Source organism: Marinagarivorans algicola (assembly GCF_001292705.1).
Classification (GTDB): domain Bacteria; phylum Pseudomonadota; class Gammaproteobacteria; order Pseudomonadales; family Cellvibrionaceae; genus Marinagarivorans; species Marinagarivorans algicola.
Genome location: NZ_LGAK01000013.1, coordinates 1 through 16,321, shown reverse-complemented (window position 1 = coordinate 16,321; position 16,321 = coordinate 1). Strand labels below are relative to the sequence as shown.

Sequence of the window (16,321 nt, the reverse complement as noted above, 5' to 3'; positions counted from 1 at the left end):
AAAAGGACTTAAACCTTAAGTCCTTTTAACCACTCAGAGGTCTCGAAGACGATAGTTATTTCAATGGATATGCCATAGCTTTTTATTCGTGATTTAAGAAGGCATTCACTGTATTAATTTCCATGCGATTAGTTTCACCTTTAGGTGAGCCGGGCGCACTTTTAGCCACCACCACAAGGCTTTCCCCCGTTAACGCTTGACTTTCAATTAAAGGGGTTAACGCATTTTTTACAACGGTATCACGTACAGCACCTTCAATTAAATATGACTCTACACCATAGCTTAACGACAATAAGCGTAGGGCTTCTGGTTTATAGCAAGCAGCATATAAAGGTGCCGATGGACGATGTGATGCAATTTGACGCGCTGTAGAGCCCGTTGATGTAGGCACCACAATCGCATCCACATTTAAATCACGCGCAGATTTAGCCACTTGCTGACAAATATACTCTTGTAAATTTCCTTTATCGGCTTTGCCTTCTAAGTTAATGCCGTACGCGGTTTGCTCTTCTACGTGAGTAGCAATACGCGCCATAGTCTCAACAGCTTCAAAAGGATAATCGCCATATGCTGACTCACCCGATAACATCAATGCATCAGTACCGTCGAGGACCGCATTAGCCACATCCGAAATTTCGGCGCGGGTTGGGCGCGGGTTTTGAATCATACTCTCAAGCATTTGCGTTGCCGTAATTACCGGTACACGCGCTTCGATACACTTACGAATCATTGATTTTTGCACTAAAGGTACTTCTTCACCCGGGATCTCAATCCCAAGATCACCTCGCGCAACCATAACACCGTAAACCACCTCTAAAATTTCATCGAGGTTTTCAACACCTTCACGATTTTCAATTTTAGCAATGATTTTAATCGGTGATTTTTTCGCATCTAGAATGTTCTGGACATCTAATACATCTTGCTTATTGCGGACAAAAGAGTGTGCAATAAAATCAACGCCGGCTTCTATCGCCATCTCAATAAACGTTTTATCGCGATCAGTCACCGAGGGCAACCTAATCGCGACACCAGGGACATTGACGCTTTTTTTCTTTTTGATTTTACCGTTATTAAGAGCTGTGGTGTAAAGCGCTTCGCTATCTTTACTATCAACAACCAACTCCAGTAAACCATCGTCAATCAAAATATGCGCGCCAACAGGCACATCGTTCACAAAGCCCAAGTAATTAACCTGCACAGCCTCTTTAGTCGTGGCAACGTCTAACCCGTCCGAGCGAAAGGTCACTTTTTGACCCGTCTGAATGCTCAAGTCTTCTTCAATTTTAAGATTGGTACGCATTTCTGGGCCTTTGGTATCCACCAATACCGCTAGCTTCTCACTAACTGCGCGCACGTTTTCAATGACCTTACGGGTATCTTCTGGAGTTTGGTGAGCAGTATTCAGGCGAATCACATTCACCCCGCGCTTGGCCAATTCACCAATAAAATTAACATCGCCTTTAAGGTCAGAAACAGTTGCTACAATTTTTGTCTTTTTAGTCATATTCCGCTCGCGCATTAGAGGGTGGATAATTGGCGCATATTGTACTCAATTTTGCACTAAAATGCTGCTATAAAATCGGTGTACCATAAAAGGGAAAGCCAATTACATACGTGTACACCCCTAATATAAGGCATACAGCGCCATCAACAGGCCCCTCACAAACCCTGATAGCCGAAACAAAAAAAGCCGGGCAAGGCCGGCTTTTTTTGTTCGTGTCACTAATTAAAGTATTAAGCTAAAACACCCGGTAATGGCCCTTCGGAAGCATCGGGTATACCAAACGATTCAACATCTGTTAACCCCATGGCGTGTGCCGCAGTGACATACACATCGCCATGACCCTTACGGTTAGAAGTGAAGTCAAAGAATTGACCTGTCTTAACCGCGCCGCCACAACTTCCCGCGGTGATATACGGGATATTAGTCCGATCATGCTCACGGGTATCGTTAGAGTGCTCACTGGTCCACACAATAAAGGTGTTATCCAGCATCGTACCGTCACCTTCAGGTATCGCTTTAAGCTTCTCAATCACATACTTAAAACGCTCGGCATACCACTCAGAGACTTTATCGCGCGCTTGTACTTTGGCGTCTGAAAAAATACCGCCGTGAGTTAACGCATGATGAGGCGTTGTCACACCTTTTGTTGTGAAAGCAGTATTATCAGCCGCCCCCGACCACATTAATGTTGCTACACGAGCGCGATCACACGCTAACCCCTGCACAATCAGGTCCATCATGTTTTCACCATCAATACGATAGCGCTCATCATAAACACCGGCTTCTTGTTGCAGTGTCGGTATTGAGCATGACAGGCTGCCTGCTTGCTCTTGAAAGGCTAATTGCTCTTCGATTTTGCGCACAGCTTCAAGGTGAGCATCCAACTTCATTTTATCGACGTTAGATAGCACTTTTCTCACTTTCGTAATTTCACCTTTTGCATAATCAATCACACTGCGGCGCTCAGCAATACGGCGGGCAAATGCCTCATCGCTAGAGCCACCACCACCAGAAGCGGCATTAAAGATCGTTTCATGCAAAATCTTAGCATCCACTTGCGGATAAAGTGAGTTTCCAGGCTTATCATAAACTTGGTGGTAGTATGCATTTTGTGGCGTTTTTACACCTGCAAAAATGTACTCCATACCGGTTTTAGTCGCTGGGTTAGCATTTAAACGCTGCGCAATCATTTGATCGATCGATAAACCTTCAGAGTGGTACACCGCCTCTTGGTCACCATCAAAAGCACTCGCGTCTTTCTTTTTAGTAAAGGCCGCCGTTAATAAATGCGGCGCTAATGCAGGGTGGCTATTGGTCACATTGAACGTTCGGCCATCTTTTAATATCTGTAGGTAGGCTTTGTAGTCAATACCTCTAAAAATATTAATATCACTTTTATGCTCATCTAACACCTTAAAAGCAGGGCCATTTTGATAGTTGGTACCGGCGCCTGTGGGTGTGGCACCACTTCCCAAGCCACTGGGTGTTGTTATTAATAAAAAGCGTTTGGGCGCACCATTATCGGCCGCTTCAGCACCTAAAACGGGAATGAAAGGCGCTGCTGCACTCACACCCAGAGCTTTAATAACCGAGCGGCGAGAATAATTATTCACTAAATCACGTTTTTTCATCGTTATTTCCTCAAGGAGCGGTACGTCGGTGGCGGAAGCCATCACTTAAAACAATGGAGGTCATTACATCTAATACAGAGCCCCCACTCGCATCGGCCGCCGTATTCACCTGCCCAAGTGAACAGGTATCACTCGGCGTGGCCGAACGGCCCACCGCAAATTGGTACCATTGATAGGTGTAACATTCCTTGACTTGTTGGCTGCTGGCCAGCTTCGCTTGCAATGCTTGCCCGCCCGAAAAGGCACCGTCAACGTCCGTTAAAATAAACTCACCCGAGGCATCAACACTAAAACCATCACCGTATTGATCTTGCCAATGGCCCTCTTCATCATAGTTATCTAGCGGGAAACCCAGAGGGTCCATCAAAGCATGGCAACCACCACAGCCAGGGTCTTGCGTATGCAATGCAAATAACTCGCGTGGGTTGAGATTATCAGCCATTGCTTGCTCAGCATCAGCAGCGGTTGCTGGCGGGCTTGGAATAACACCACACAATACTTGTTCACGTAAAAACAGACCGCGCTCAGTCGGTGTATGATTACTGCGTAAAAAAGGCGCGCGAGTTAATAGTCCAATGCGCTTATCACCGGCCATCGCGTATTTATCAAACCCACCGCCACCTGTACTCAATGGCTGACTATTCACCCCGTAAAACGATTTAGTATCGGCATTGAGATAGCCGTAATCGACCGTAAATAATGACTTAAAAGTCGCCTTATCATCAAAAACCAATGACTGTAATGTCCGTGAAAAATCTTCAACAGCAGCACTTTGCGCAGCATGGTCTGCAGTACCGGGTTTAGGGGGCGTAACTTTCATCCATTCGCGATGAAACAAACCCACCACATCGCGCGCGCGTGGGTCGTTCAGCATACGCTGAGCTTGAGTGCGCAGTTGCGCATCAGTAGTCAGTGCATTTTGCTCAGCTAAATCTAATAGAGTATCATCGGGCAAGCTACGCCAGAAAAATAAGGCCAATCGCGCTGCAATTTCATATTGACTCAGCGGGACAATGTCACCTTGCCCAACACCCTCTTCAACGTAATATAAGAACTGTGGCGAAGCTAACAGACCCTGCAGCAGTGTCGCCAAGCCTCGATCAAAGCCACCTGCCGCTTTAGCCGCAGTGTAGATTTGCATGAGCCCTTCTTTTTCTTGGGCAGTCACAGGGCGTCGATACGCTTTGCGACCAATGGTATCTATTACTTTTGTGGCGCAAGCATCATTGGTTTGCGTACACGGCATCCATTGTGCTTTAGTCGCCAGTGCTTGCGTAGACACTTTTTCAGCCACAGCAAAATACTGCGAAACCTGGCTAAATTCAGGGGTACGCGAAGTATTGATATAAAAATTACCCACCAACTGATCAGCACTAAAACCGCGTGAAAAGTCACCTTCTAGCTTAAACAAGTCAAATACCATACGATTGTAATCCACTTGACCAATACGACGCATATCATTAAACGCAACATTCACTTGATTACACGCACCGGCATCACCGCCTTTTTGTAAAAAATCAGGCAAAGTAACGGCTGGATTCGTGTTGTAACCGGCAAAGTTTTCTAAGATATAGTCAGCCATGTTAGCAGCGCACTCCCCTTGACAAGAGGTCGGAAACTGAAAAGGCATCAAGGCTGAGATATAATTCACTAACCCGTCGCGGTTAGCACAACTTGTGCAACGGCTGGCAATCAGCGCATCCCCTAGTTCTGAGCGCCCCTCGCCATTGGGGCCACCGTGGCAAGATTGACACAACCGGCCATATTGATCGGCCACGTTTTCGGCGCGTTTTATATTAATAAAAGACACCGTTGGATTATGTGTAACTTTTTGAAAGTCAATATTCAACATGCCATCTTGCACTTGAACGTTAGCTACTTCTTTAATTAATGCTTTGTAATGTCCACCAGCTTCGCCCGCTACATCGACACGCTCAAGCTTAACATCGCCTTCTAACGCAACATTAAACACCCGAGAACCAGCTTTATGTGTACTGACTAGCTCAACAAAGCCTAATTCGATATTGTAATAACCGTTGGGTAGCGCAAAGCTATAGCTAAAGGCGCCCCAGCGCTCGGTATGAAAGAGAGCATCATCTTTGGTATTGCCAACATCGGCAACAACAGACTCTTGATTGGATGTATCACCGCCAGTCGACCCATTATCTGCGGCAAAATTAACACCCCCTTTCGAAATGACATTACCGCCACCAACATTAATGGCGATCACTGAGACATAACGATCATCGGGCTCGGCGGGTTGATTATTACCCGCACTTGATGACACGCTACTCGAGGCCATGCCTACGTCCGTAATGCTATGAGTATCAATTAACCATGTTTTAATTTGGTCTGCACAATCGGCTTTACAGGCATCAAAGTCTTGTGGTGGCATCCGCGTCACAGTCGCATGATCAAACGTACCGTTTTTGATCGATGGTAGTAAGTTAGGATTTAAGCTTTTACCGAGGCCTGTGGGGCCATGGCAAAATCCACATTGCGCGTCGTACAGTGCTTTACCTTGCGTTGGTGCCGCGGACGAGCTCTGACCCATTGAACTCAACGGGCTTACCGAACTCTTACTGCTTGCGATCGAAGAAGACTGAACTGGCGCGCTCGATACCGCCGGTGAAGATGATTTGGGCTCTGTTTGACCGCCGCATGCGGATAGCAACACAGAGGCCATAAAAACAGCAGGTAATAAAGTCCTTTGGGCCATATGCCCGACCTGATTCCCAATGCCAAATACTTTAAAACGAGTTAACTCACCCATAATGTAGGCCTGTTGTAAAATCTAGTAATTGCTTATTAGTCAACACACTTACAACAAAAGCCGTATAAATGTGATAACAATAAACGCCCCGAAACCGGTCATTTCATAAGAAATATCCGCGTCGACAGGTATCAATATACACATTTACTGCATACATTAGAGGTTACCAATATCCCAATTAGGGAAACCGGAACGCTGAAAAACAGCCCACATATAGTATAAAGACACACCACGTTATGTTTATTGATACAAAAAAACGAATATTGTGCTATTAATCACGATAAAAAAAACACATTAGGTGATTTTAACCCCAAAAAATATTAATAAGTCCCAAAAAAATATTGATACTTTTGCAAACTATCTCACACTAAAAAAAGAAGTATCAAAAGATAAGGGATCCCATTAACAGGGCATAGGGATTAAAAGATAAAAAGGGACGTTCCGATTTGGTTGTTGAGGTGCCTGCCCGTAGGTTGCTCTCTAAAGGCTTTTTATACCAACACCTCAAGATCAGCTCTGATATTGTGGCTCGCTGAGTATCCAAGCGCAACGCTACACACAGATGCAATAAAGCGCATTAAGGAGTGCCGCTTATAGCCCGTATTAGCATTTGATGAATACCACCAAAGCTGCCATTACTCATAATGACAATATGCTCACCAACTTCTGCTTTTTGGATAAGGTGTGTCATTAAAGCCTGTAAGTTTTCAAAGCAATGGTGCTGAGGGTACGCCGGTGTAATGAGCGTGCGTAACGACCAGCCTTGCTCTGTGGGCTGATACCAACACACTTGGCTAGCATCTTCACAAGCCTCCAGTAGTTGCTGTTTGTGCACGCCTTGCTTCATCGTATTAGAGCGAGGCTCGATGACGGCTGTGATTTTGGCATCGCCCACTTGGGCACGCAAACCCTGCAACGTGGTTTTAATCGCTGTCGGGTGATGCGCAAAGTCGTCATAAATCTTAATACCTTTAACGTGTGCGAGTAGCTCCATGCGTCGCTTAACACTCTCAAACGCCGCTAATGCTTCACATGCAATGATAGGCTCAACACCCACGTGGCGTGCAGCGGCGATGGCGGCCAATGCATTGTTAACACTGTGTAGACCGGTTAAGCCCCACTGCACAGCACCGACTAACTTACCCTCAAAATACACATCAAAATAACTACCATCAGCTGCGACATTGTGCGCCTGCCAATCGGCCTCATGCGCTACCGTGCTTTGCGTATTGCCGTTAAAGGTATGCATCGGGGTATATTGACCCATCGCAAATACGCGCTTTAAAGCGGCATTATCATTAGGCGCTACCAACAAGCCATTTTGCGGTACAGTGCGCACAACATGATGAAACTGGCGCTCGATAGCGGCTAAATCAGGAAAAATATCGGCATGGTCATACTCTAAATTGTTCAGCACCAGTGTATGCGGCCGATAATGGACAAACTTTGAGCGTTTATCAAAAAAGGCACTATCATACTCATCGGCCTCAATAACAAAAAAATCAGAATCACCTAAACGTGCCGACACTCCAAAATTTTTAGGTACGCCACCAATCAAAAAACCCGGCGCCATATCCGCGCACTCGAGCATACACGCTAACATGCTCGCAGTTGTTGTTTTGCCATGCGTGCCTGCCACTGCCATGACCCAACGGCCCTGCAATACATGCTCGGCAAGCCATTGCGGGCCCGAGGTAAAAGGCAGCATTCTATTCAGTATGGCCTCTAGTAGCGGGTTACCACGACTAATGACATTACCGACCACAATCATATCGGGCACCGGTGTTAATTGTTCCAACCCCCAGCCTTGGGTAATGTCGATCCCGGCAGCCTCCAATTGCGTACTCATAGGCGGATAAACATTCACGTCCGAACCTGTGACGCGATACCCCTGTGCTTTAGCAAGCTGCGCCAAACTGCCCATAAAGGTCCCACAAATACCCAATATATGAATGTGTTGCATACTGATGCCCTGTTGAAGAGTGATTGATCGATGTACAACCGATAATAATAAGGTGTACATTGAACGATAAACATTGACTATAAAACTATAAATAGCGCCTAGAACTAGGACTAAAAATAGCCCCTAGGCATGAACGGCGAGCTTACCATAAAGTGCTTTATCGCTCTTTGTGCCTTAACCCGCAGCCATCGCTGGTGCAATAGATAGGAATAAGCGTGCCCCAAACGTGCTAAGCAAGGTCAAGTCGTTTAAAATGTACGCGATTTTATTTTAGAGTGTGCTTGGATGGACCAAGCCAAATATCAAGGTTTACCATGACTGTTACTATTAAAACCCCCGAAGAATTCCAAAAAATGCGCGTTGCAGGCCGCATGGCCGCCGAAGTACTCGAAATGATTGGCGAATATGTAAAGCCTGGCGTCACAACGGCGCACCTCGATACAATTTGCCATGACTATATCACGCAGGTGCAAAATGCGATTCCCGCCCCGCTCAATTACAAGGGCTTTCCTAAGTCTATTTGCACGTCAGTTAACCAAGTGGTATGTCATGGTATTCCTAGCGAGAAAAAAACATTAAAAGAAGGCGATATCATTAATATTGATGTCACGGTTATTTTTGACGGCTACCACGGCGATACCAGTAAAATGTTTTATATCGGCAAGGTGCCAGCGTTTGCCGATCGTCTGTGTAAAGTCACTCAAGAGTGCTTATATATGGGTATAGAGATGGTCAAGCCCGGCGTGCGCCTAGGTGATATTGGCCATGTTATTCAGCAGCATGCCGAAAAAAACCATTTTAGCGTTGTGCGTGAATACTGTGGTCATGGCATTGGTAAAGTCTTCCACGAAGAGCCTCAAATTGTGCACTATGGCAAACCCAATACTGGCTTTACCTTAAAAGAAGGAATGACGTTTACCATTGAGCCAATGATTAATCTCGGTAAGGCCGCCACCAAGCTTAAAAAAGACCAGTGGACCGTAGAAACAAAAGATGGACGCCTATCAGCCCAGTGGGAGCACACCATGGGCGTTACAGCTACCGGCGTCGAAGTGTTTACCACGCGCAAAGAAGAAAGCTTGCCATTATGACTCACTCTGTGCCCATTTACGCCTGCCAACCTCTGTGTTTCAATCAGCGCTTATTCCGCAAAAATTTAACGCGCCAACCTTTGATTAAAGTTTTCAAAGACGCTATCGCTGGAATTAACGAACACCTAGATAATCGATTTTTAGAAGGCGAAGATGTGCGCAGTTTGATTGCCGAGCGCGCTCACGTTGTCGATATACTGCTGCACTACGCTTGGCATCAAAATACATTTGATGATGACATCAGCCTGATTGCTGTAGGCGGCTACGGGCGCAGTGAACTACATCCGAAGTCAGATGTTGATATCCTTATTTTGCTAGATGATAGTGCCGAGACAAAATATTCTGAACAGCTACAAACCTTTATTACCCTATGTTGGGATATTGGCCTTGATATCGGCAGTAGTGTGCGCACGCTCTCACAGTGCGTAGAACTGGCCAAAAATGATATTACCGTTGCGACCAATCTATTAGATTGTCGGCGATTATGCGGTAGTGATGCGCTGCGCGACCAACTACACACCCTCACCAATGTGCATCATATTTGGCCCGCTAGCGCGTTTTATCATGCCAAATTACAAGAGCAAATTGATCGCCATAAAAAGCACAACGACAGCGAATACAATCTTGAGCCCAACATCAAAAAATCACCCGGCGGCCTGCGAGATATCCAAACGATTCACTGGGTTGCCAAACGCTACTACGGTGTTAAAACGCTGCAACAACTACAGAATAAGAACTTTTTTACCGAGTACGAATACGGTGTGCTAAATACCTGCGAAGCCACTTTATGGAAAATTCGCTACGCACTGCATTATGTTGCTGGGCGCGCCGATGAGCGCTTGCTATTTGAATACCAGCGCGAACTTGCCAGTTTATTTGGTTACGAAGACAGCGATAAAGGGCTTGCTGTCGAGCAGTTTATGCGCACCTATTATCGTGCGGTATTAGCATTGCGAGAACTCAATGATGTTTTATTGCAAAGTTTGAACGAAAAAATTCACGACTATCAAAATGCACAAAACATACAACCGCTCAATGACAATTTTCAATTGCGCGATGGCTACATTGAAGTCATACACAATAATGTTTTTAAAGAATACCCACCAGCTTTACTCGAAATTTTTGTGCTCTTGGGTAACAACCCTAGTATTAAGGGTGTACGTACCAACACGATTCGCCTGCTCAATGAAAGTCGCTTTTTAATTGATGAAGAATTTAGACAAAACCCTATTAATAAGCAGCTTTTTTTACAATTGTTTAAAGTTGAGCGCGGCCTAGTCACACAGCTTAAACGTATGAAGCGCTATAATATATTGGGTCGCTATTTACCGGCCTTTGGTAAAATTACCGGTCAAATGCAACACGATTTATTTCATCGCTACACCGTTGATGATCATACATTATTGGTCATTCAAAAAATGCGACATTTTACGCTGCCCAGTGCCGAACAAGAATTCCCCATTGCTGCGCATATTTTAAAGCGCATAAACAAGCCTGAAATTCTTTATTTAGCTGGGCTATTTCACGATATTGGTAAAGGCCGCGGAGGTGATCACTCGACACTCGGAGCACAAGATGCTATAGAGTTTGGTCAAAGCCATGGTCTTACGAGTAATGATACCAAGCTGTTAGCTTGGCTGGTGCAAAGCCATTTACTGATGTCTTATGTATCGCAAAAACAAGACACCTCAGAACCCGATGTTATTCACGCCTTTGCATTAAAGGTGGGCAACCAGCGCAATCTTGACTATCTCTATGCGCTAACAGTCGCTGACATGAACGGCACCAACCCCGACATTTGGAACAGTTGGCGCGCGAGCCTGATGCGACAACTGTATACCGAAACAAAGCGCGCCTTACGACGCGGCCTCGAAAACACACTTGATCAAGCCGAATACATAGAAGAAACTAAGCAACATGCCTTAAATAAACTGCAAGATCGTAATGTTGATTTACAAAAAGCCCAAGATCTTTGGCAAGATATGGGCAGTGAGTACTTTGTCCGCGAAGGGCATATTGATATTGCTTGGCAAACCGAAGCTATTATTGAACACAATACGCAATCGGATCACAACAAACCTTTAATATTAGTCCGTGATGACACCACCTTACAATGGGGCGGCGCTACTCAAATTTTTATTCGCATGCCCGATCAAGGTAATGTGTTTTTAGCAGCGGCAACCGTCTTTGCGCAATTGGGGTTAAATATTCATGATGCGCGCATTTACAACTCTGACAGCGGTCATACTATTGATACCTTTTATGTCTTAGACGAAAATGATCAACCTGTCGAAGAAGGCAGTACTAAAGAGCAAAAAATTCTTGATGCACTCCACGAAGAACTTAAGCATGTGATTCAAGGAGAGTACTCTGATGTTATCAAAAAACGTACGCCACGCTTATTGAAGCAATTCCCTATACCTACACGCACTAAAATGGAAACCGCTGAAGGCGCTAATTACACAACATTAGAAGTAATTAGCCCCGATCGTCATAACTTGCTGGCAACCATTGGCCAAGTATTTTTAGATCATGATATTTTGGTGTGTAACGCGAAGATTTCTACTCTGGGTGAACGAGTTGAGGATATCTTTTTTATTACCGATGCCAATGGCAATACTATTAATAACCAAACAACCGGTGATGCATTACAAAAAGCGATTTGCCAAGCATTAGATCAAGAAGTTGAAGCCTCGCTTTAAGATTTCCACTCACACCACGCAGCCACTACTGAAGATATAAAGACAGCACTATGAATCCAGCCCTCAATGCTCTACAGCCCTACCCCTTCGAGAAACTTGCCGCATTAAAAGCAGGCATAACACCGCCGGCACACCTCGAGCATATTGCATTGAGTATTGGCGAACCTAAACACACACCACCTGATTTTGCGCTAGAAGCGATAAGTAGCAACTTAAAAGCCTTAACCCAATACCCGTCAACAAAAGGCTTACCCGAACTGCGTAGCACAATCTCACGGTGGGCAAGTGCGCGTTTTCATTTGCAGCACACACTTGATAGCGATAGTCAGGTTTTACCCGTTGCAGGCACTCGCGAAGCACTCTTTGCCTTTACTCAAGCAGTGATCGATCGTACACAAAAAGCACCTAAAGTGCTGATGCCCAACCCCTTTTATCAAATTTACGAAGGCGCTGCTATTTTAGCCGGCGCCGAGCCTGTATTTTTAGATTGCACAGCACACAATGGCTTTTTACCTGATTTAGATAGCGTTAGCCCCAGTACATGGCAAGACTGCCAATTATTATTTTTATGCAGTCCAGGCAATCCAACCGGCACTGTGATGAGCGAAGCCTATTTAGCAAAAGCCTTAGACCTTGCCGAGCAATATGACTTCATTATTGCCAGTGACGAGTGCTATAGCGAACTATACTTTGACGAAGAACACCCCCCCATAGGCCTATTGCAAGCCTGCAGTCATAGCGGACGCCATAATTTTAAGCGTGCAGTGGTTTTTCATAGTCTTTCTAAGCGCTCTAACTTACCAGGTTTACGCTCGGGTTTTATTGCAGGCGATGCCGATATTCTAGCGACATTTTTGAAGTACCGTACGTATCACGGCTGCGCGCTTTCAATCCCGACACAACTGGCCAGCATTGCCGCTTGGCAAGACGAGGCGCACGTTAAAGCCAATAGAGACTTATACCGCCAAAAATTCACCCAAGTCACCCGTATTTTAAACCCTGTTTTGCCCGTCACCATTCCACAGGCGAGCTTTTATTTGTGGCCTCAAACACCAATCAATGACACTGACTTTGCACAAGGATTATTTGCCCAGCAAAATATTACTGTGCTACCAGGGCAGTACTTAGCGCGCACTGGGGTCGCCGGCAATCCGGGTGCAGGCCATATACGCATGGCCTTGGTAGCGCCTGTTGTGCAATGTATTGAAGCAGCTCAGCGCATTAAAGACTTTATTGAATCTTTGTAAACGCTATTGCACACGCAGGTGTATCATAAACATTCAGCGATACTCCTCACTCATTGATCATTGATATTTTTTTATGACAACACCATCAAGCACACCCAATTTAACCAAAACCGAGCGCGCCGATCTCGTGTTTAAAACACTCAATAAACACTATCCCGAAACGCCAGTACCCTTAACACACCAAGACCCCTATACCTTATTAGTTGCCGTTTTATTATCGGCACAATGCACCGACGAGCGAGTAAATAAAATTACTCCGCTACTGTGGCAATTAGCCGATAACCCCTTTGATATGCAACATGTTCCTGTGGAAGAGATTCAAGCAGTCATACGACCCTGTGGTTTATCACCACGAAAGTCAAAAGCCATTAGCGTGTTGTCGCAGATACTTGTCGAAAAATATAATGGTCAAGTACCACAAAATTTTGAGGCGCTCGAAGAGCTACCAGGGGTCGGTCATAAAACCGCCGGTGTTGTCATGGCGCAAGCTTTTGGTGTGCCGGCCTTTCCCGTGGACACTCACATTCACCGCTTAGCTCAACGCTGGGGCTTAACCAACGGCAAAAATGTTGTACAAACCGAAAAGGATTTAAAGCGTCTTTACCCAAAAGAGCAATGGAATAAACTGCATTTACAAATCATTTTTTATGGCCGCGAGTTTTGCACTGCCCGCGGATGTGACGGCACCGTATGCCCATTGTGCAAAGCCTGCTACCCCAACCGCAAACGAGCAAAAATGATAAAAAAGCCTTAGAGTACCGTAGGCGCCTGCTGACCTCTCCTATCGATGGTCAATATTTCGTCACTATTTAGCCAAGCTGACAATCCTCACCGCTGTAGGGTGCCGATGCGTTATTTCTTGAACATTGAAGTACTGAGAGCATTAAATAGCGCTCTTGGGTAGCTTGAGTGCCCCAGCTAATGATTTATTAACGCCCCATTTCGGCACCTCTGAATAGCTGTGATATTTATTACTCATACCGGTAACGCGTACCGGTATGAGTCGCTACCAATAGTACTTATGTACAATTGTAGTATGCTCAATACGAGCAATAGCTATTATTGAATCACAATATAAAACGTGCCCATACCGCGCTGCACATGCAGTAATACTTGTTTTTGACTACGCTGCAAAGCACCTTTGAAGTCCTGAATAGTTTGCGTGCGCATACGGTTAACACCAATGATCACATCACCTGGACGCAAGCCTGCGCGAGCAACTTTACTATCGCGGGTTAATTGCTTAATCAGTATGCCGTAACCCTCTTTATCTTGCTCAAAACTAGCGCCTTCTAATAATGGATGCCATTGGCCGTTAGCTCCTGCTAATGGGTCACCCACCTTCACCTTCATAGTGTGTTTTTTACCTTCACGAATTAATGTGATTTTTACTTTATCACCAATACGACGAATACCAATTTGGTTGCGTAACTGGCTTGCACTACTGGTTTCTTTACCGTCAACGGCAATCACAACATCGCCAGGCAATAGGCCTGCTTTATCAGCTTCGGAGCCATCGCTAACATTAGTAATCAACACCCCTTGCTGCCCATTAGCCAAATCAAATGCCTTTTGCAGCTCGGGCGTAACATCTTGTATGCCAACGCCTATTTGACCTCTTTTCACTTCACCGTGGTGCAAAATTTGCTCAATACTCACATTTGCCATATTCATAGGAATAGCAAAACCAATACCTACATTACCGCCACTTGGCGCTATAATCGCCGTATTAATTCCTACAAGCTCACCCTTTAAGTTGACCAATGCGCCACCGGAATTACCGGGATTAATAGATGCATCTGTTTGAATAAAATCCTCATACCCCTCGATACCCAAGCCCGTGCGACCTAATGCACTGACGATACCTGTTGTCACAGTTTGACCTAGGCCAAAAGGGTTACCAATGGCCACTACAAAATCACCGACGCGCAATACTTCTGAGTCAGCCCGTTTTACTTCGGTTAAGCCATCACTACTAATTTTTAATACTGCAATATCAACCTCTGGGTCCGAGCCCACCAGCTCGGCTTTAAAAGTACGGCCATCAGTGAGTGATACCTGTATTTCATCGGCCCCTTTAATAACATGGTAGTTAGTGACAACCGTACCTTCACTCGCATCGATAATTACACCAGAGCCTGCGCTACGCTCGCGTCGCTCGGGCTGTTCTGGAATATTAAAAAAACGCCGAAAAGCAGGGTCTCGTAAAAGAGGGTTCTCATTATTTCCCGAGCTATAAGTAGCAATGTTGACCACAGCGGGATTTATTTTTTCTAGCATAGGCGCCAAAGTTGGCAGGGCTTTACCGTCTCCATCAGCTGCAGGCCACAAGGCTAATGCAGGCGAGGCATAGACGCTCAGGCCGGCACTCAAGGTTAACAATAAGGCAATAAAGTACTTCATAAATTACGGCTCTCCGTCATCCAGTTAAGCCCCTAAAGTATGGGCGTTAGGTGAAATTTAAAGACTCAGCCACTGTGTAAAAGTTCACACTCTTAGGTTTAAAAAAGGCACTGTATCAATTAACATTCAGACTCTAAACGTCAAACTGACTAATAGAATCTAACCCGCTCTCGCTCAGCTAGACACACTAATCGTCATGCAGATTAAAACCGTATTTTATCGAAGCGATCACCATTGTAATAAGGGTGTTTTGTGACCATCACTTGGTAAATTGATTCAAGCTGATGAAAATCAGTATCTTTAAAGGTATTTTCAAAAGCCTGAACTGATTGCTGTTCATGGCTCATTATTTTAGAATCATGCGTATGGCACGTCTTCGCGCCCAGCACTTTAATCGTAGCGGTATTGCAGAATATTTTCTTAAAAATGACAGTCGATCGATTAACATGGTAATCAGAAGTTATTACAGTGATCTCTGTAAAATTACGCTCATGCGCTAGCTTCCGTAAAAAATAAGCATCGCCGACTGTATCACGAGCACGGGTATCAGCTATGATCTTATGAGATGGGATAATAGAGTGGCTGCTAATATAGTTAGCCAGCACATCGGCTATTGGCGTTGAGCAATCGGATCTGTAGGCCCAGCCGCTGGTTACTATTAATGGGTAAACGTATTGTTTAAATTTATGTATTGCGAGCTCAGCTCGAGCGATCGATTCATCATCGAGCACGCAATCACTAGACATAAGATGAGCAAGAACAGCTAATACCTTCATACCTTCATACCTTCATTCAGGGGTACCGAAGTTAGACACTCATGAATCATTAAATCGCCTACTCAAATCCTGTGTAACCTTGCGTTCTTCGGTTTTATATCCTAAAAAATCTAATCTTGCATATCGTTATCGGAAGCATTTGTTCAACCTGACTCAGTCGTGCTCTTTCATTAAAATTTATCGTAACTATTCAGCCGAACCAAAAAAATCTCTCAACAAGGTGCTGATGAA

10 protein-coding genes are annotated in these 16,321 nt (G+C 45.0%); 4 read left to right on the top strand and 6 right to left on the bottom strand.

Going from position 1 to position 16,321, the window contains the following annotated elements; translation table 11 throughout:
- Window positions 1-82: 82 nt before the first annotated feature.
- The 4 genes from pyk to mpl all read right to left on the bottom strand — a co-directional run bounded on the left by pyk (window position 83) and on the right by mpl (window position 7,871).
- The gene (pyk, locus tag AC438_RS05740) at window positions 83-1,519 is read right to left on the bottom strand and encodes a pyruvate kinase (RefSeq protein WP_274377605.1); all 1,437 of its coding nucleotides are present in this window, start codon (window positions 1,517-1,519) and stop codon (window positions 83-85) included.
- A 215-nt stretch (window positions 1,520-1,734) separates the two neighbouring features.
- The gene (locus tag AC438_RS05735) at window positions 1,735-3,135 is read right to left on the bottom strand and encodes a DUF1552 domain-containing protein (RefSeq protein ID WP_053980292.1); all 1,401 of its coding nucleotides are present in this window, start codon (window positions 3,133-3,135) and stop codon (window positions 1,735-1,737) included.
- Between the two features lie 10 nt (window positions 3,136-3,145).
- Window positions 3,146-5,908 carry a DUF1592 domain-containing protein gene (locus tag AC438_RS05730; protein ID WP_053980291.1) on the bottom strand — a complete coding sequence of 921 codons (2,763 nt, stop codon included), beginning with the start codon at window positions 5,906-5,908 and terminating at the stop codon, window positions 3,146-3,148.
- A 577-nt stretch (window positions 5,909-6,485) separates the two neighbouring features.
- Window positions 6,486-7,871 carry a UDP-N-acetylmuramate:L-alanyl-gamma-D-glutamyl-meso-diaminopimelate ligase gene (gene mpl / locus AC438_RS05725; RefSeq protein WP_053980290.1) on the bottom strand — a complete coding sequence of 462 codons (1,386 nt, stop codon included), beginning with the start codon at window positions 7,869-7,871 and terminating at the stop codon, window positions 6,486-6,488.
- Window positions 7,872-8,185: 314 nt separating this feature from the next.
- Here mpl and map point away from each other — a divergent pair, with 314 nt between their 5' ends.
- The 4 genes from map to nth all read left to right on the top strand — a co-directional run bounded on the left by map (window position 8,186) and on the right by nth (window position 13,665).
- Window positions 8,186-8,962, top strand: a complete 777-nt coding sequence (gene map / locus AC438_RS05720) for a type I methionyl aminopeptidase (protein WP_053980289.1) — start codon at window positions 8,186-8,188, stop codon at window positions 8,960-8,962.
- Complete coding sequence (locus AC438_RS05715) at window positions 8,959-11,664, top strand: [protein-PII] uridylyltransferase (protein WP_053980288.1); 2,706 nt, start codon at window positions 8,959-8,961, stop codon at window positions 11,662-11,664. The genes map and AC438_RS05715 overlap by 4 nt, the downstream gene beginning before the upstream one ends.
- 50 nt (window positions 11,665-11,714) lie before the next feature.
- Window positions 11,715-12,911 carry a succinyldiaminopimelate transaminase gene (gene dapC, locus AC438_RS05710; RefSeq protein WP_053980287.1) on the top strand — a complete coding sequence of 399 codons (1,197 nt, stop codon included), beginning with the start codon at window positions 11,715-11,717 and terminating at the stop codon, window positions 12,909-12,911.
- Between the two features lie 73 nt (window positions 12,912-12,984).
- Window positions 12,985-13,665 carry an endonuclease III gene (gene nth, locus AC438_RS05705; RefSeq protein WP_082353991.1) on the top strand — a complete coding sequence of 227 codons (681 nt, stop codon included), beginning with the start codon at window positions 12,985-12,987 and terminating at the stop codon, window positions 13,663-13,665.
- 305 nt (window positions 13,666-13,970) lie between these two features.
- Here the strand turns inward: nth and AC438_RS05700 are convergent, their stop codons facing one another.
- Window positions 13,971-15,314: a Do family serine endopeptidase gene (locus tag AC438_RS05700; protein ID WP_053980286.1), complete on the bottom strand. Its 1,344-nt coding sequence runs from the start codon at window positions 15,312-15,314 to the stop codon at window positions 13,971-13,973.
- Window positions 15,315-15,517: 203 nt separating this feature from the next.
- Window positions 15,518-16,090 carry a YdcF family protein gene (locus AC438_RS05695; protein WP_053980285.1) on the bottom strand — a complete coding sequence of 191 codons (573 nt, stop codon included), beginning with the start codon at window positions 16,088-16,090 and terminating at the stop codon, window positions 15,518-15,520.
- Window positions 16,091-16,321: the final 231 nt, after the last annotated feature.